This is a genomic window from Arthrobacter sp. TmT3-37, from assembly GCF_054510835.1.
In genome coordinates, this window is sequence record NZ_JBTNDU010000011.1 from 1 (window position 1) to 15,717 (window position 15,717).

General features: G+C 69.4%; 18 protein-coding genes and 3 tRNA genes. 15 read left to right on the forward strand and 6 right to left on the reverse strand.

Annotated elements, in window-relative coordinates; genetic code table 11:
• Positions 1-225: 225 nt before the first annotated feature.
• Positions 226-1,677, reverse strand: a complete 1,452-nt coding sequence (locus tag ACX80U_RS13300; RefSeq protein WP_459268804.1) for an NCS2 family permease — start codon at positions 1,675-1,677, stop codon at positions 226-228.
• A 148-nt stretch (positions 1,678-1,825) separates the two neighbouring features.
• Here ACX80U_RS13300 and ACX80U_RS13305 point away from each other — a divergent pair, with 148 nt between their 5' ends.
• Positions 1,826-2,449 (forward strand): copper resistance CopC family protein, encoded by a 624-nt coding sequence (locus tag ACX80U_RS13305; RefSeq protein WP_459268805.1) that lies wholly within the window; start codon positions 1,826-1,828, stop codon positions 2,447-2,449.
• Positions 2,450-2,479: 30 nt separating this feature from the next.
• On the opposite strand, the gene ACX80U_RS13310 is transcribed toward ACX80U_RS13305, so the two are convergent.
• A complete protein-coding gene (locus ACX80U_RS13310; protein ID WP_244186150.1) occupies positions 2,480-3,133 on the reverse strand; it encodes an FAD-dependent monooxygenase in 654 nt (217 codons plus the stop codon).
• Positions 3,134-3,389: 256 nt separating this feature from the next.
• On the opposite strand from ACX80U_RS13310, the gene ACX80U_RS13315 reads away from it, so the two are divergent.
• The gene (locus ACX80U_RS13315; protein WP_133080252.1) at positions 3,390-4,403 is read left to right on the forward strand and encodes a universal stress protein; all 1,014 of its coding nucleotides are present in this window, start codon (positions 3,390-3,392) and stop codon (positions 4,401-4,403) included.
• Between the two features lie 39 nt (positions 4,404-4,442).
• Here the strand turns inward: ACX80U_RS13315 and ACX80U_RS13320 are convergent, their stop codons facing one another.
• Complete coding sequence (locus tag ACX80U_RS13320; RefSeq protein ID WP_459268806.1) at positions 4,443-4,814, reverse strand: metallopeptidase family protein; 372 nt, start codon at positions 4,812-4,814, stop codon at positions 4,443-4,445.
• 186 nt (positions 4,815-5,000) lie between these two features.
• Between ACX80U_RS13320 and ACX80U_RS13325 the strand changes: the two genes are divergently transcribed.
• The 13 genes from ACX80U_RS13325 (at position 5,001) to ACX80U_RS13385 (ending at position 13,156) form a co-directional block, all read left to right on the forward strand.
• Positions 5,001-5,073, forward strand: a tRNA-Glu gene (locus ACX80U_RS13325).
• Positions 5,074-5,160: 87 nt separating this feature from the next.
• Positions 5,161-5,234, forward strand: a tRNA-Asp gene (locus ACX80U_RS13330).
• Positions 5,235-5,305: 71 nt separating this feature from the next.
• Positions 5,306-5,378 (forward strand) — tRNA-Phe (locus tag ACX80U_RS13335).
• A 255-nt stretch (positions 5,379-5,633) separates the two neighbouring features.
• The gene (locus tag ACX80U_RS13340; RefSeq protein ID WP_459268807.1) at positions 5,634-6,134 is read left to right on the forward strand and encodes a hypothetical protein; all 501 of its coding nucleotides are present in this window, start codon (positions 5,634-5,636) and stop codon (positions 6,132-6,134) included.
• Between the two features lie 99 nt (positions 6,135-6,233).
• Complete coding sequence (locus ACX80U_RS13345; RefSeq protein WP_459268808.1) at positions 6,234-6,689, forward strand: Asp23/Gls24 family envelope stress response protein; 456 nt, start codon at positions 6,234-6,236, stop codon at positions 6,687-6,689.
• A gap of 7 nt (positions 6,690-6,696) precedes the next feature.
• Positions 6,697-6,888, forward strand: coding sequence for a DUF2273 domain-containing protein (locus ACX80U_RS13350; protein WP_133080256.1), 192 nt, complete (start codon positions 6,697-6,699; stop codon positions 6,886-6,888).
• Complete coding sequence (locus tag ACX80U_RS13355; RefSeq protein WP_459268809.1) at positions 6,885-7,304, forward strand: hypothetical protein; 420 nt, start codon at positions 6,885-6,887, stop codon at positions 7,302-7,304. Before ACX80U_RS13350 ends, ACX80U_RS13355 begins: the two co-directional genes overlap by 4 nt.
• Positions 7,301-7,903 carry a DUF6286 domain-containing protein gene (locus ACX80U_RS13360; protein ID WP_459268810.1) on the forward strand — a complete coding sequence of 201 codons (603 nt, stop codon included), beginning with the start codon at positions 7,301-7,303 and terminating at the stop codon, positions 7,901-7,903. Before ACX80U_RS13355 ends, ACX80U_RS13360 begins: the two co-directional genes overlap by 4 nt.
• On the forward strand, positions 7,900-8,538 hold the full coding sequence (locus tag ACX80U_RS13365) for a hypothetical protein (protein WP_133080258.1): 639 nt from the start codon (positions 7,900-7,902) through the stop codon (positions 8,536-8,538). The genes ACX80U_RS13360 and ACX80U_RS13365 overlap by 4 nt, the downstream gene beginning before the upstream one ends.
• Before the next feature lie 182 nt (positions 8,539-8,720).
• Complete coding sequence (locus ACX80U_RS13370; RefSeq protein ID WP_208740321.1) at positions 8,721-10,067, forward strand: ABC transporter substrate-binding protein; 1,347 nt, start codon at positions 8,721-8,723, stop codon at positions 10,065-10,067.
• 146 nt (positions 10,068-10,213) lie between these two features.
• The gene (locus ACX80U_RS13375) at positions 10,214-11,179 is read left to right on the forward strand and encodes a carbohydrate ABC transporter permease (RefSeq protein ID WP_133080259.1); all 966 of its coding nucleotides are present in this window, start codon (positions 10,214-10,216) and stop codon (positions 11,177-11,179) included.
• Positions 11,180-11,253: 74 nt separating this feature from the next.
• Positions 11,254-12,141, forward strand: a complete 888-nt coding sequence (locus ACX80U_RS13380) for a carbohydrate ABC transporter permease (protein ID WP_244186274.1) — start codon at positions 11,254-11,256, stop codon at positions 12,139-12,141.
• A 4-nt stretch (positions 12,142-12,145) separates the two neighbouring features.
• Positions 12,146-13,156 carry a LacI family DNA-binding transcriptional regulator gene (locus ACX80U_RS13385; RefSeq protein WP_459268811.1) on the forward strand — a complete coding sequence of 337 codons (1,011 nt, stop codon included), beginning with the start codon at positions 12,146-12,148 and terminating at the stop codon, positions 13,154-13,156.
• Between the two features lie 13 nt (positions 13,157-13,169).
• Here ACX80U_RS13385 and ACX80U_RS13390 read toward each other — a convergent pair whose 3' ends face one another.
• From ACX80U_RS13390 to nadE, 3 genes are read right to left on the reverse strand one after another with little or no spacing between them, the layout of a single operon-like run.
• On the reverse strand, positions 13,170-14,006 hold the full coding sequence (locus ACX80U_RS13390) for a hypothetical protein (protein WP_133080262.1): 837 nt from the start codon (positions 14,004-14,006) through the stop codon (positions 13,170-13,172).
• 5 nt (positions 14,007-14,011) lie between these two features.
• Positions 14,012-14,821 (reverse strand): exodeoxyribonuclease III, encoded by an 810-nt coding sequence (locus ACX80U_RS13395; RefSeq protein ID WP_133080263.1) that lies wholly within the window; start codon positions 14,819-14,821, stop codon positions 14,012-14,014.
• Positions 14,822-14,847: 26 nt separating this feature from the next.
• Positions 14,848-15,672, reverse strand: coding sequence for an ammonia-dependent NAD(+) synthetase (nadE, locus tag ACX80U_RS13400; protein WP_133080264.1), 825 nt, complete (start codon positions 15,670-15,672; stop codon positions 14,848-14,850).
• Positions 15,673-15,717: the final 45 nt, after the last annotated feature.

The following is a 15,717-nucleotide window of genomic DNA, read 5'->3' on the forward strand; positions in this document are numbered from 1 at the left end:
GTTACTCGCCCACCAGCCAAACCCCCCCACCCCCCCACACCCCCCCCCCCCAACAACCCCCCCCCCCCCCCCCCCCCCCCCCCCCCCCGCCACCCGTCGTCGCGCGGTCCGTCGTCGCTCCTCCCACCCGGAGCGCTCGATGCGCGGGCAGGTTCGGACCTGCCCACTGATCGGCCCCGATCACCGGGCGGATCCGACGCCGGAGCGACCGACCGCCCACTGGGATCAGATGCCGAGGAGTTCCTCGATGGGGCCGATGCCGAAGAAGACCACGAAGGCCGCGGCCACGGCCCACATCAGCGGATGCACCTCGCGGCCGCGGCCCTGGATGGCGCGGATCAGCACGAAGGCGATGAAGCCGGCGCCGAGGCCGTTCGCGATCGAGTAGGTGAACGGCATGAGCGTGAAGGTCAGGAACGCCGGGATCGCGACGCCCCAGTCCTCGAAGTCGATGCGGCCCACCTGCGCCACCATCATGAAGCCGACCACCACGAGCGCGGGTGCCACGGCTTCGAACGGCACGAGGCTGATGAGGGGCGTGAAGAACATCGCGAGGAGGAAGAGCAGTCCCGTGACCACGTTCGCGAGGCCCGTGCGGGCACCCTCGCCGATACCCGCACCCGATTCCACGTAGATCTGGTTGGACGAGACCGAACCGGCACCACCGGCCACCGCGCCGAGCGCGTCGATCACGAGCACGCGATCGACCCCCGGGATGTTGCCCTTGGCGTCGACGAGCTTGGCCTCGTTGGCGAGCCCCACCATGGTGCCCATCGCGTCGAAGAAGATGCTGAGCAGGATCGTGAAGGTCAGCAGGATGGCGGCGGTGCCGCCGAGGTGCCCGAACGCCCCGAACAGGCTCACGTTGCCCACGAGGCTGAGGTCGGGTACGCCGATCCACGTGCCGGAGGGCAGTTCCGGGACCACGAGGGACCAGCCCGCGGGGTTCGGCTCCTGGCCGGGGGAGACGCTGGCGCCGACGTCGAACAGGGCTTCGAGGATCACCGCGAGCACCGTCGCGGCGAGGACGCCGATCAGGATGGCGCCGCGCACCTTCCGCACCACGAGGGCGATGGTCAGGATGAGGCCGAAGACGAAGACGAGGGTGGGCCAGCCGATCAGTACTCCACCGAAACCGAGGCCCACCGGCACCGTGGTGTTGGCGACGTCGGGGACGCGGCGCACGAAGCCGGCATTGACCAGGCCGATCAGCGCGATGAACAGGCCGATTCCCACGACGATCGCGGTCTTGAGGCTTTCCGGGACGGCGTTGAAGACGGCCGTCCGGAATCCGGTCAGCACCAGGACGAGCATCGTGAGGCCGGCGAGCATGACGAGTCCCATGATGTCCGGCCAGGTAAGGCCCGGGTTGGTGGCGACGGTGATCGCCACGAACGCGTTGACGCCGAGCCCGGTGGCCAGCGCGAACGGGTACTTGGCCCAGGCGCCCATCAGGATGGTCAGGATGCCGGCGACGAGGGCGGTCACGGCGGCTACGCGTTTGAAGCCGAGCTCGCCGCCCGAGGAGTCGGCGCCGGCGAGGATGAGCGGATTCAGCACCACGATGTAGCTCATGGCGAAGAAGGTGGCGAGGCCGCCGCGGATCTCACGGGAGAACGTCGACCCCCGCTGCGTGATGTCGAAGTAGCGATCCAGCGCGGAACCAGTTTTGAGCATGGGGGATCCTAGGGCGGAAGGGTCGAGGAGCAATCGCGATACATTCTATCGCGGGCATGCCTGAAGGCTGCGTCCGTTACGCGCCCCTCCGGCCGGCGCGCTGCCGGGTCCTCAGCGCCCCCTCAGGGTCTCCGCGTAGGGTTGGAGCATGGTTGCCTCCCTCCTCCCGCCCGCCCAGCTCCCGGCCACCCCGCGGCCGGGGCGTCGTCCCCTCCCTGCGGTTGCCGGGCTCGTCTCCGCCGTCGTGCTGGCACTCGCCATGCTGCTCGGTGCCGGCGGCGCAGCGAACGCGCACGACGAACTGGCCGGTACCGACCCGGCGGAGGGCGCGACCCTCGACGTCCTGCCCCCCAGCCTGGAACTCACCTTCTCGAACGTGCCCTCGGGGATCGGCGCCCAGGTGCAGGTCCTCGACGAGTCCGGCGTGGACTGGGCGGACGGGCCCGTGCAGATCGTCGACCGGACCGCGACCCAGCCCCTGCGCACCGGCGCACCGGCCGGGAGCTACACGGTCAACTGGCGCGTGGTGAGCTCGGACTCGCATCCCATCGAGGGCACGTTCGGCTTCAGCGCGCTGCAGGGTTCGACGACGGTACCGGACTCGGTGAGCACCGCCGGCCCGGTGGACACGGAGGAGGCCCAGGCCGGCGAGACGCAGACGGCCGGCGTCAGCGACTTCCCCTGGAGCATCATCCTGATGATCGCGGCGCTCGTGGCGATCGCCGTCGCGCTGGCGGTCACGGCACGCAAGCGGCTCGGCGCCGGCAAATAGGGCCGGCCGGCAGACCGCAGCAGGGAAGGGCTATGCCCCCAGCGGCGAGATGGCCGCGAGGGGCGGCGCGATCCGGTTGAGGGCGGCCGGTCCCTGGGCCACGATGGCGTCGCTGACGAGTTTCGCCTGGCGGACGATCTCCCGGGTGGTGGGCGTCAGCAGTTCGCCGACGCCGACGAGGTGCAGGCCGATCGCGCGCAGGGCCGCCTTGAAGTCCCTGCCGATCGCGATGCCCATGGAGCGGAGGAACTTCCGCAGTTCGTTCTGGGGGTACTTGGTGAGCACCACGTGGTCGGCGAGGAGCACGCCGTCGGCGGTCTGCACCGCCCATTTCTTGTGCCCTACGGGGCCCTTGATGAGCTTCGGATGCCCGATGATGCTGAGGTTCTCCGCCACGGTGGTCTGCCGGACATCGAGCTGGTGGGCCGTCGCGTAGCCGCGGAGGAGCCGCATGAGTTCGGTCCGTTCCGACAGGGAGACGGAGTCCGTCATGACCGTCCGCATGGCGCCGGAGTCGAAGCATTCGAGGCTCTCGACGACGATCGAATCGATGCCGCGGCGGCTCAGCTCGCTCGCGACGGCGAGTCCCGACAGCCCCGAGCCGATGACCACGGTGCTCGTATGCTCCGCGGGCGTGGGCATCGCGGACGCAGACCGGACCGGGTCGAGCGGCAAGGAATCCACCGGGTTACCTCCACTGGAAAGCATTGGTCCCGTACGGCCCGGCGCCTCTTCCGGGCCGTACGGACTCTTGGCTGCGAACGGGTCATCCAAGAGCACTTCGCGCGGGGGGAAAAGGGCTTGGAAGCCTACCTCCGCGACGGGTCTTCGAAGCCTATATAACTTTTCAGACCGTGGATAGACCGATGATCTGCGGTGCGCTACAAATGGTTGACCGGCCGCTTCGGGCGGCGGAACACGCGACCGAAGGAGGCCTGCCGTGGGCAGCGAGCACACAGAGGGTTTGTCGCAGGGGCTGGCGCAGCACGGGATAGTCGTCGGCGTCGATGGTTCCGACCAGAGCACGTGCGCCCTGCTCTGGGCCGCCCAGGAGGCCGAGCGCCGCACGGCTCCGCTCTACGTGGTGACCGCCTACACCGTCCCGGTCTTCGCGGCCTCCAGCATGGACGCCGGCTACGCCACCGTGGACGACGACGTGATCCGGGCCAGCGCGCAGTCCGTGCTCGACGACTCGCTCGGGCACCTCGATGGGATCACGGTGGATGTGCATCCGCGGATCGAGACGGGTGATGCCGCCGGCGTCCTGCTCGACCTCTCCGAGGAAGCGGAACTGATGGTCGTGGGATCCCGCGGGCGCGGTGGCTTCGTGGGCCGCCTCCTCGGGTCCGTCAGCAGCGCCCTGCCTGCCCATGCGAAATGTCCGACGGCGGTGATCCCGGTCTGCACGGGAGCCCGCCTCGGGCATCCGGAACTGGGCCGGAAGTCCGTCAAGGACAAGCCGCCCGCCGTGGTGGAACCCGTGGTCGTGGTCGGCGTCGACGGTTCCGAACAGGCTCGCATGGCGTCTCTGGCCGCGGCCGAGGAAGCGCGGTCGCGGGGGCTCGCCCTCCGGGTCGTCTGCTCCGTCGCTCCCTTCAACGGCTCCCTCGCCTGGGTGCCCGCGCCCGTCGACCGGGAAGCGCTCCATGCCGACCTCGCCGTCCAGCTCGCTGCCGGACGCGACTGGCTCCAGAGCCACTACCCCGACCTGGACATCCGGGTGGACCTCGTGGACGGGCCGCCGGCCGAGGTGCTCATCGAGGCCTCGGCCACGTCGGAGCTGCTCGTGGTCGGCACGCGGGGCCGCGGCGGCTTCGCGGGCATGCTCATGGGGTCCACGAGCCAGGGCGTCCTGCACCATGCCCGGGGTCCGGTGCTGATCGTCCCCGACAAGGCGGACCCGCGACTCGAGGACCGGAGCTCGTTCGGGCCGATGATCGCGCCGACCCGGTAGCGCACGGGCCGTCACCGCCGACCGCGGCAGGGCCGGGCCTCAGTCCCAGCCCAGTTCGTGGAGCCGGTCGTCGTCGATGCCGAAGTGGTGCGCCACCTCGTGCACCACCGTCACCAGGATCTCCTCCACCAGTTCCTCGCGGGATTCGCAGAGTCGCATGAGGGGTCCGCGGAAGATGCTGATGCGGTCCGGCAGCGACCCCGCCTCCCACCACGCATCGCGCTCGGTGAGCGGGGTTCCCTCGTAGAGTCCCAGCAGTTGCGTGTCGGCAGGTTCCCCGGGCCCGGGCTCGTACTCCTCGACGACGAGGATGGCCACGTTGTCCATGGCGCGGGCGAGGTCGTCGGGGATCCGGTCGATGGCGTGGTCGACGGCTTCCTCGAACTCTGTGAGTGGGATCTCGAACGGCACGACCCGATCGTACAGAACGCACACCCGCGCCCCGGACGGGCACCCAGGAGCCGGGTGACGCCGCCGAGGCGCCGATTTTGTGTAATCGAGAATCTGCCCCTATAGTTTTATAGGTCCACGACAGGGAATGATCCGCCGGAAAAGCTAGCCCTCCGGAAGGTCGCAGGAACCCGAACTGTGGTTCTGGCCCCCATCGTCTAGTGGCCTAGGACACCGCCCTTTCACGGCGGCGACACGGGTTCGAATCCCGTTGGGGGTACGCACGAGATGCCCTCACGGGCGGTCAACCGCACTGCAAAGTGCTGGTAGGCTGGAACTCTTGCAAAACGGCAAGGAAAGATAGCAAGGCCCTGTAGCGCAGTTGGTTAGCGCGCCGCCCTGTCACGGCGGAGGTCGCGGGTTCAAGTCCCGTCAGGGTCGCTCAGGCGGCCGGATCCCCTCGGGGATTCCGGTCGGGCTGGATACGGTGATCATCGCGAAGATGGTCGCAAGGCTCTGTAGCTCAGTTGGTAGAGCGTTCGACTGAAAATCGAAAGGTCACCGGATCGACGCCGGTCGGAGCCACCGCCGAAAACCCCGCAGTTCCCCACGGAACGCGGGGTTTTTTTCTGCGCCCGATGTTCCCAGCCAACGCCGGGGTTCGAGCCGTAGCATCACGGCGGATGCCGGCAGCGGAAACGGTGGGCCGGCATGCCCGGTCCGTCCGGACCGGTCGGTACCCCCTGGGCACCCTGCGGTTGCCCAGGGGAACCACCCGGGATATTTGTGGAGCTTTCAAGCGTTGAACCCCCGGCAACCCCTCAAGACGAAAGGGCCTTCGTGAGACTCCTGCATGCGGTCCCCGGGCTGGCACTCGCCATGGCCCTGGCCGGGTGCAGCCAGGGTGCGACGGCCCCTGCCGAGACCATGCTCACCATGCCGGCCAGCCCGTCTCCCGGGCCCACTCTCCTCTCCATGCCCCCGCAGGAGCCGGATCCGGCCGGATCCGCGGAGGGAGCGGCGGGCGGCGAGGAGACGGGGTCGGCGGTGGGCCCGGACCCGTCGGACCACTGCGTCATCGTGGCGGGCGGGGTCACCACGGCCATGCTCGCGCCGTTGAGCCTCCGCTCCAACTCGGACCCGGAGGAACTCGTCGCCCTCGAGCAGCAGATCCTCGACCTGCGGGAGAAGGTGCCGGCGGACCTGCACGACGACTTCACCACCCTCGCCTATTCCGTCGAGGCCCCGCCGGAGGGGTCGGGCACGTTCGACGAGAAGGCCTTCCGCCGTGCCATGGTCCCCGTGCAGGACTGGCTCGGCCGGCACTGCACCCACTCCTGACCGCGTCCCGCCGGCGGCGCCGGTCCTTCTGGCAGGGCGTCCTGCCCCGCAGGCCGTGCCGTGGCTTAGGCTGGGCACAAGCGAAAGGGGTCGACGTCGATGATCGAGCAACCTCCAGGGCGGCCGCTGTCAGCCCTGCCGGACGCACCCGCCGGGCGGACCGTGATCGGTGACGCTGCTGCGGTGAAGATCGCAGCCATCGCGGCGCGGGCCGTACCGGGAGTCCACACCCTGGGGCCCGGTGCCGGACGGGCCCTCGGAGCCATCCGGGACGCCGTCGGCGCGAACGATCCGGCGCACGGCGTGAAAGTGGAGGTGGGGCAGACCCAGCTCGCCGCGGACATCAGCCTCGTCGCCGTCTACGGCTACGCCCTCAATGCCCTGGCGGACTCCGTCCGGGTCGCCGTCTACGAGGCGCTGACCGATCTGGTGGGACTCGAGGTCATCGAGGTCAACGTCGAAGTCCTCGACGTGCACCTGCCGCCTCCGGCCGAGACGACCGGCGAACGCGTCCGCACGACGGGTTCCACCCAGCTGAAGCAACCGGTCGAGTGAGGCAGCCGTGACACCCACCATCATCGGCATGGCCACCGGAGCCGTCCTGGCTTTCGCCGCCCTCATCTTCGGGTTCTGGGGTTTCGTGCTGACCCTCGTGCTGGTCCTCGCCGGTGCCGTCCTCGGGCGCATCATCGAGGGCAGGCTCGACCTGCGCGGTGTCCTCGACGCCCTGTCCGGCCGACGCTCGTCCTCGTGACCACCGAGCCACTCCACGCCGCGACCACCCGTTCCATGGCTCCTCTCTCGGTGCCGCGGCACCGCGCGTCGCCCGGTGGACACAACCGCATCACCACCCAGGCCCTGACGAGCACCGCGCAGGCCGCCGCTGCGGAAGTGCTCGGCGTGCAGCCCGCGCAGGTCCGGGCGTCGTTCACCGACGACCGCGGCCTGCTCGCCCTCCTCCTGGCTCTACCACTGCCCGTCCCGCCCCTGGCCCGCGTGCTGGACGATCCCGGCGTCGTGGAGTCGTTCGGCGGCCCCCTGTGGGCGCGGGTGGAGGCGGCCCGCACACCGATCCTGGAGCGCGTCGAGTCGCTCACCGGTGCACGCCTGAGCCGCGTCGACATCCGTGTCATCGGCAGCACCGTCGCCAAGGGGGCGAGGGTGCTGTGAGTGCGGATCCGCTGGACCGCTCGACACCTGCATCCACCGCCCGGCTCGTGCGCAGGGAGCTCCACTCCTCGCGGGCCATCGCCTCGGTGGGAACGGCGGTCCTGCTGATCGTGGCACTCCTCGTCCTGCTGTTCGAGGCGCTGCTGAAAGCGGTGGGGGACGAGCCGTTCCTCGTGGACCTCGAGGCCGCAGCAGCATGGGTCGGGACGCTGCCCGGTGCAGCACCCGCCTCCCTGCTCGGCGCCGGATCCGCCCTGCTGCTCGTGCTCGGAGCACTCCTCCTCCTGCTCGCCGTGCTGCCCGGCCGGAGACCCCGCTACACCATCCCGAACGAGCGGGCCGCGGTGGTCGTCGACGCCGAGGTGGTGGCGTCCTCGCTCGCCCGCAGGGCACGGATGGCGGCAGGGGTGGCTCCCGAGCAGGTGCTCGTGACCGTGGGCCGGACGACCGTCACCGTGCAGGTCCGTCCGACGTCGGGTGTCCCCGTGGACGCCGATGCCGTGCGGGTGGCCGTCGCCGACGACCTCCGTCGTTCGAGCGTGGTGCCCGAACCCCGCATCACCGTCATCGTCGCCGAGTCGGGGGTCATCGGGCAGTGAACACCACCCCGCGCGTGCTCAACCGGCTCGTGCTCGCCGTCGTCGGACTCCTCGCCCTCGCCGCCGGAGCCTTCGGCCTCGCGCTCCTCGCCGTTCCCGCCGTCGCCTCCTGGTGGCGCGTCACCGCTCCGCGCATCGGGGAGGGCATCGACGGCGTCCGCGGCCGGACCACGCTCGAGGGGCAGGAGGACACCTGGCTGTGGGCCGCGCTCGCAGCCGTGCTCCTCGCGCTGGTCGTCCTGCTCGCGCTGTGGATCGCCGCACAGGGGAGGGGGCGGACCGGGGTGTTCGCCGCCGTCGGTGGGCCGGGCGGTTCCCCACCGCGTCCGGACGACGGCGGAACCGCGGGATCGGTGACGATCACCGCGGCGGCCGCCGAGCAGGCGCTCAAGACCGCGCTGCTCGAGCGTCCGGACCTCGCCGGCGCCTCGGTGAGCACCTGGGAGCTCCGGGGAGTCCCGGGTCTGCGCGTCCGGGTGTTCCCGAGGAAGGGGGTCCCGCCCTACACCGTCGCGGTCGAGGTCTCCCGCCTGGTCGAGGCCCTGGATGCGGTCACGGGGTACCGGACCCCCGTGCTCATCAGCATCAGTTCAGGGGCGCGCGTCCGCTTCACCAGGGCCGAGCGCGTCAGCTGACCCTGTGGACCAGGTCACGATTCCGTATCAAAGCCGCGTGGGGTCCCCGCCGGGTTGTCGGGCGCTTTGCAAGCGCTTACGCTGACTCTCATCATTCAGTGAGGCGGCACAACCCCGGCGCTCGGCTTTCGTGGCTGTCAGCCAGGTTCACGGAGTACCGCAAGACAAAGGAGTCTGTTTCCATGGCGAATATTCGCTCACGCAAGTATCTGCTGCCCACGGCAGCACTCAGCGTCTCCCTCTTCGCACTCGCGGGGTGCGGTTCCGGAGGATCCGACAGTGCCGGTTCGGGCGACGCGGACTGCGCCGCCTACGAGTCCTACGGGACGTTCGAGGACGCCGAGGTCAGCGTCTACTCGACGATCGTCGACGTCGAGGCTGAAAGGCTCGAGAACTCCTGGGCCGACTTCTCCGAATGCACCGGCATCGAGGTCGCGTACGAGGGCTCGAAGGAGTTCGAGACCCAGATCGGCGTCCGCGCGCAGGGCGGGACGGCTCCCGACCTCGCGATCTTCCCGCAGCCGGGCCTGCTCGCCTCGCAGGCGGAGAACCTGAAGCCCGCCCCGCAGGCCGTCTCGGACCTCGTCGACGAGGGCTGGTCCCCCGACTGGAAGAAGTACGGCACCGTGGACGGCACCTTCTACGCCGCGCCGATGCTCGCGAACGTCAAGGGCTACGTCTGGTACGTCCCCGCGACCTTCGAGGAGAAGGGCTGGGAAGTCCCGACCACGTGGGACGAGATGACGGAGCTGACGGAGAAGATCGCCGGCGAGGAAGAGGAGATGAAGGCCTGGTGCGCAGGCTTCGAGTCCGGCGAGGCGACCGGCTGGCCGGGAACCGACTGGATCGAGGACGCGGTGCTCCGCGACCACGGCCCCGAGGTCTACGACCAGTGGGTGACCCACGAGATCCCGTTCGACGATCCCCGGATCGTCGAGTCCTTCGACCGCGTCGGTGACATCCTCAAGAACGACGACTACGTCAACGGTGGCTTCGGCGACTCGCGCTCCATCCTCTCGACCGCGTTCGCAGAGGCCGGCCAGCCCGTCCTCGACGGCCAGTGCGCCATGCACCACCAGGCCTCCTTCCAGGCGGCCAACTGGCCCGAGGACACCGAGGTCGCCGAAGACGGTGACGTCTGGGCCTTCATGACCCCTCCCGTCGATCCTGCCGCGGGTACGGCGATCACCGGTGGTGGCGAGATGGTGGGCGCCTACGCGGATCGCCCCGAGGTCGTCGCCCTGCAGTCCTTCATGGCGAGCGCCGAGTTCGCCAACGCCCGGGTATCCCAGGGCGGAGCGATCAGTGCCAACAAGGGGCTCGACCCCGAGCTCGCAGGATCGGACCTCGACCGCCAGTCGATCGAACTGCTGCAGGACCCCAACACGGTGTTCCGCTTCGACGCCTCCGACATCATGCCCGGCGCCGTCGGATCCAACTCCTTCTGGAGCGGCATCGTGAACTGGATCAACGGTTCCTCCACGGAGGAAGTGACGCAGTCCGTCGAGGACAGCTGGCCGGCGTCCTGATGCGCTGACGGCCGGCGCCGGCACCCGAGAAGGTGCCGGTGCAGGCCGTCGCCGGTTGCTCAGGCTCCACCGCTCCGGGCGGTGGAGCCTGCCCGGCCGCACTTTCCCAAGATCACTTTCATCACGCGCACCAAGGAGGCTGGGCTGTGGAAGATTTCGCTGACAAAGGTTTACAGGTGGTGGTGGGACTCGCCATCTTCGCGGCCATCATCGGCCTCATCATGCTGGTCGTGGACCGGGCTCCGAAGTCCGGACGCGAGAAGCTCCAGGTCGCAGGGTTCCTGGCACCGGCCCTGATCCTGCTGGCCGTCGGGCTCGTCTTCCCGGCACTCCAGACCTCGTACCTCTCCTTCACGGACCGCAACGGGGAGTTCGTCGGACTGGACAACTTCGTGTGGATGTTCACGCAGCCCGAGGCCCTGGTGACCCTGAGGAACACCCTGATCTGGGTGGTCCTCGTCCCGTTGCTCGCGTCCTCGATCGGCCTGGCCTACGCGGTGTTCATCGACCGCGCCAGGGGCGAGAAGGCGCTGAAGGCCCTGGTCTTCATGCCCATGGCCATCTCCTTCGTCGGAGCCGGCGTGATCTGGCGCTTCGTCTACGCCTACAAGGGCGCCGAGCAGGACCAGATCGGGCTCCTGAACCAGATCCTCGTGTGGCTGGGCCAGGAACCCAAGCAGTTCCTGCTCGACGCCCCGGAGAACACGTTCTTCCTGATCGCCGTCATGATCTGGATCCAGACCGGTTTCGCGATGGTGGTCCTGTCCGCCGCGATCAAGGGCATCCCCACGGAGATCGTCGAGGCGGCGAGGCTCGACGGCGCCAGTGCGTGGCAGCAGTTCCGCAACGTCACCATCCCCACGATCCGTGGCTCCCTGATCGTCGTGATCACGACGATCACGATCGGGACGCTCAAGGTCTTCGACATCGTCCGGACCATGACCGCAGGCCAGTACGAGACGTCGGTGGTCGCCAACGAGATGTACACCCAGGCGTTCAGGGCGGGTGAGCCCGGACGGGGCGCCGCGCTGGCCCTGGTCCTGTTCCTGATGGTGCTGCCCGTGGTGGTCTACAACGCCCGGCTGCTCCGCAAGCAGAAGGAGATCCGATGAGCACCGTGCCCCTGCACAACGACAAAGAGCTCCTGCCGGACGTCAAGGACGACGCCAGCGCCGGCACACCGACCATGCAGAAGCGCGTCCGGCAGCGGCTGACGTCGCGCGGGGCGACCGCTGCCGCGATCATCATCGCCGTGATCTGGACCGTCCCCACCTTCGGGCTCCTGATCTCGTCCTTCCGCCCCGAGGACAACATCAAGGGCAACGGCTGGTGGAACGCCATCCTCGACCGCCAGTTCACCCTGGAGAACTACGCCGACGTCCTCAGCCCCGGGGGCAGCCAGTCGCCGAACCTGCTCTCCTACTTCGTGAACTCCCTGGCGATCGTGATCCCCGGTACCGTCTTCACGCTGGTCCTGGGCGCCATGGCGGCCTACATGTTCGCCTGGGGCCGGTTCAGGGGGAAGGACGGCCTGTTCATCTTCGTCTTCGCCCTGCAGATCGTCCCCCTCCAGATGGCGCTGATCCCGCTGCTCCAGCTCTTCACGCAGGTCCTGAAGTTCGGCGAGTTCCAGCTGCTGCCGAGCGGCACCTACGCACAGCTCTGGGTGGCCCACACCATCTTCGGGCTGCCCCTGGCCATCTTCCTCCTGCACAACTTCATCGCGGAGATTCCCGGTGAGGTCATCGAGGCGGCGCGCGTGGACGGGGCCGGTCACAGCACCATCTTCTGGCGCATCATCGTCCCGCTGGCAACGCCGGCGCTGGCCTCCTTCGGGATCTTCCAGTTCCTCTGGCTGTGGAACGACCTCCTCGTCGCGCTCGTCTTCTCCGGCGGCGGGGCGGACGTCGCACCGATCACCCAGCGCCTGGCCGAGATCCAGGGCTCCCGCGGGGGTGAGTGGCAGCGGCTGACGGCGGGCGCCTTCGTGTCCATCATCGTCCCGCTCGCGGTGTTCTTCGGGCTCCAGCGCTACTTCGTGCGCGGCCTCCTCGCCGGCGGCCTCAAGGGCTGAGCTCATGACCAGCATCGACGACGTCGCGGCGTCCCTCGGCGTCTCCACGGCCACGGTGTCCCGCGCACTGCGCGGGCTGCCGGGAGTGGCCGAGGAGACGCGCGCGCGGGTCAACTCCACGGCGAAGGAGCTGGGGTACGTGCCGTCGTCGTCGGCGTCCGGACTCGCGTCCGGACGCACGATGGCGATGGGCGTCCTGGTCCCGGTGATCGACCGCTGGTTCTTCTCGGCCGTCCTCGAGGGCATCGACCGACGGTTGCGCGCGGCCGGCTACGACCTCGTGCTGTTCAGCCTCGGCGGGGACGGGGTGAACCGCGACCGCGTGTTCCACCGCTCCATCCTGCGACGGCGCATCGACGCCCTGCTCGTCATGTCCATGCACCTGACGCCGGAGGAGCGGAAGGCGGTCCAGCAGCTGGAGTACCCGAACCTCGTGATCGGCGGTGCGGTCGAGGGCGTACGCCACGTCGGGATCGACGACGCACAGGCTGCCCGCGACGCCGTGGAGCACCTGATCGGGCTCGGCCACACGCGGATCGCCCACATGCGCGGCGGGGGGTCCTTCGACATCGACTTCGAGGTGCCGCGACTCAGGGAGCAGGCCTTCCGGGACGCCATGACCGACCACGGGCTGACGGTGCGGGAGGACTGGACGGCCTTCGGCGACTTCCGGTTCGTCACCTCGCGCGCGTCGGCCCTGGCGATGCTCGCCGATCCCCGGGACCGCCCGACGGCGGTGTTCTGCTCCTCCGACGAGATGGCGTTCGGCGTGCTGACGGCGGCTGCCGAGCTGGGCATCGACGTGCCCCGCGACCTGTCGGTCATCGGCATCGACGACCACGAGTTCGCCGAGCCGATGGGCCTGACCACAATCCGGCAGGACCCCGCGGGACAGGGCGCCTACGCGGCCGATCTCCTGCTCGGGGAGCTGATGCGCAACGAACTGGCGGACGACCCGCCGTCCCGGCCGCACGCACTGGTCGTCCGGCAGTCGACGGGGCCGGCCCCGTCCTGAGCGCCCCGCGTCCTCAGGACGCGCGGGCGAGCTGCCGGATCGGGATCCAGCGGGACGCGAGCCGCCGGTAGGACGCAGCGGCACCCATCATGTCCGCCTCGGCGAGGCTCTCGATGCCCAGGCGGACATCCATCGGCGAATCGTCCGGGAACACGCGGTCGGCCACGGGTCCGTAGTCCACCTCCACCACGGCGTCGCGCCGGAACACCTCGAGCCACTCGACGATCTCCGTGAGTTCATCGAGCAGGTCCATCTCCGGAGCCCCGATGGCGAGCTGCGCCACCGAACGGCGTCCGCGGTCGATGCAGTCGCCGATCCTCGCCGTGATCCGCACCGTGGTGACGCGACCGTCGTCCTCGACGACCTCCGTGAGGTCGTCCTCGTGGATCAGCGCGAACCAGGCGAAGGGCACGCCCCACGTCGCCGAGCGGGTATGGAGCTTCGCCACGGAATCGGCGAACGTGTCGGGGTCCAGCCTCGCCTGGTGCGCTTCGCGTGCGACGTCGGGAACGAGGACGTCGATCAGCGGGCCGCGCAGGCTCTGGTCGAGTGACTCCGCGGCGAGTGTGGTCCGGACGGCGAGCTGGTTGGGGCAGTAGTAGGGGGCCGTCGTGCCGTTCAGGCTCGGGAAGTGGGTCACCCGGACGAGGTCCGCCTCGTGGTGCGGGAACGGGTCCGACACGCTGCGCATGATGCGCCGCAGGGACTGCTCGTGCTCGATCGACTCGGTGAGGTCCCGCTCGCGCGCCCGCTGTTCCAGGATGGCCAGCTGCTGGGCGTCGGAGAAGGCGTCGAGCGGTTCGTAGACGCGGAGGTACGAGACGTACGGGAACGGTCGGGCACCGCCCATGGGGCTCACGCTCCGTCGAGTTCCACGATGACGGGAGCATGGTCGGAGGCACCCTTGCCCTTGCGCTCCTCGCGGTCCACGAAGGCGTTGGAGGCGCGCGCTGCCAGGGCGGGGGAGCCGAGGACGAAGTCGATGCGCATGCCTTCCTTCTTGGGGAACCGCAGCTGCTTGTAGTCCCAGTAGGTGTAGAGACCGGGCCCGGGCGTGTACGGGCGGGCGAGGTCGGCGAAGCCGGAGTCGAGGAAGGACTGGAAGGCAGCGCGCTCGGGCGGGCTGACATGGGTGTAGCCGCCGTCGACGAAGAGGTCGATGTCCCAGACGTCCTCGTCCCGCGGGGCGATGTTCCAGTCACCCATCAGGGCGATCTGGGCCTGCGGGTCCTCGGTGATCCAGCGCTGTGCATGGTTCCGGAGGGTGTCCAGCCAGTCGATCTTGTAGGGCATGTGCGGGTCGTCCAGCGCCCGTCCGTTCGGCACGTACAGGCTCCACACGCGTACTCCGCCACACGTCGCGGCGATGGCGCGTGCCTCCTGGACCGCCTCGGTGCCCGGCTTGCCGAAGGTCGGCTGGTCGGGGAAGGTGCGCTCGACGTCGTCGAGTCCCACGCGCGAGGCGATGGCGACGCCGTTCCACTGGCTGAGGCCGAAGTGCGCCACCTCGAAGCCGCTGTTCTCGAACAGCTCCCAGGGGAAGTTGTCGTCCTTGCACTTGGTCTCCTGGATGGCCAGGACGTCGACGTCGGACCTGTTCAGCCAGGCTTCGACGCGGTCTGCGCGGGCACGGAGGGAATTGACGTTCCAGGTGGCGATCTTCACGGACCCTACGTTACCAACGGCGGTGTTTACTCCCGCCACCACGAATCGAAGATGGTCACGGGCACCGTGCGCTTGTGCCGTGTGATCCAGTAGCGGTGCTCGATCGACTTCGCGGCGTCGGGATCGACCTCGCGCCCCTCGAGGTAGTCGTCGATCTGCTCGTAGGTGAGGCCGAGTTCGTGCTCGTCGGCCCGCCCGGGGAGGTCGTCGAGGAGATCCGCCGTCGGGATCTTGTCGTACAGTGCCGCAGGCGCGCCGAGCTCCTTGAGGAGGGCGCGGTTCTGGCGCTTGTTGAGGCCGAAGAGAGGCAGGATGTCCGCGCCGCCGTCACCGAACTTCGTGAAGAACCCGGTGACGGATTCCGCGCCGTGGTCCGTGCCGACCACGAGCAGGTTGTGCTGGCCGGCCATCGCGTACTGGGCGACCATGCGGGCGCGGGCCTTCGTGTTGCCCTTGGTGAAGTCCGAGATGCGCTCGCCGGTGGTCTGCGCGTACTCCTGCTGGATGCCGTCGACGGCGGGGGCCACGTTGAACACCCGGGACGTGCGGGGCTGGATGAAGTCGAGGGCCGCCTGGGCGTCGGCCTCGTCCTGCTGGACGTTGTAGGGCAGGCGCACCGCGAGGAAATCGGCGTCGACGCCCTCGGACCGCAGCTCGTCGACGGCGAGCTGGGCCAGCTTGCCGGCGAGGGTCGAATCGAGTCCGCCGCTGATGCCGAGGACGAACCCGCGGGTGCCGGTCGACCTGACGTAGTCCTTCAGGAAGGCGACCCGGCTGCGGACCTCCGCGGCCGGGTCGATGGTGGGCCTGACGCCCATTTCCTCGATGATCTGTGCCTGGAGTTCGCGCATGCCCCCAAGGCTACTCCCGTCGGGTTTCGGCAGCGTTACGCCGTG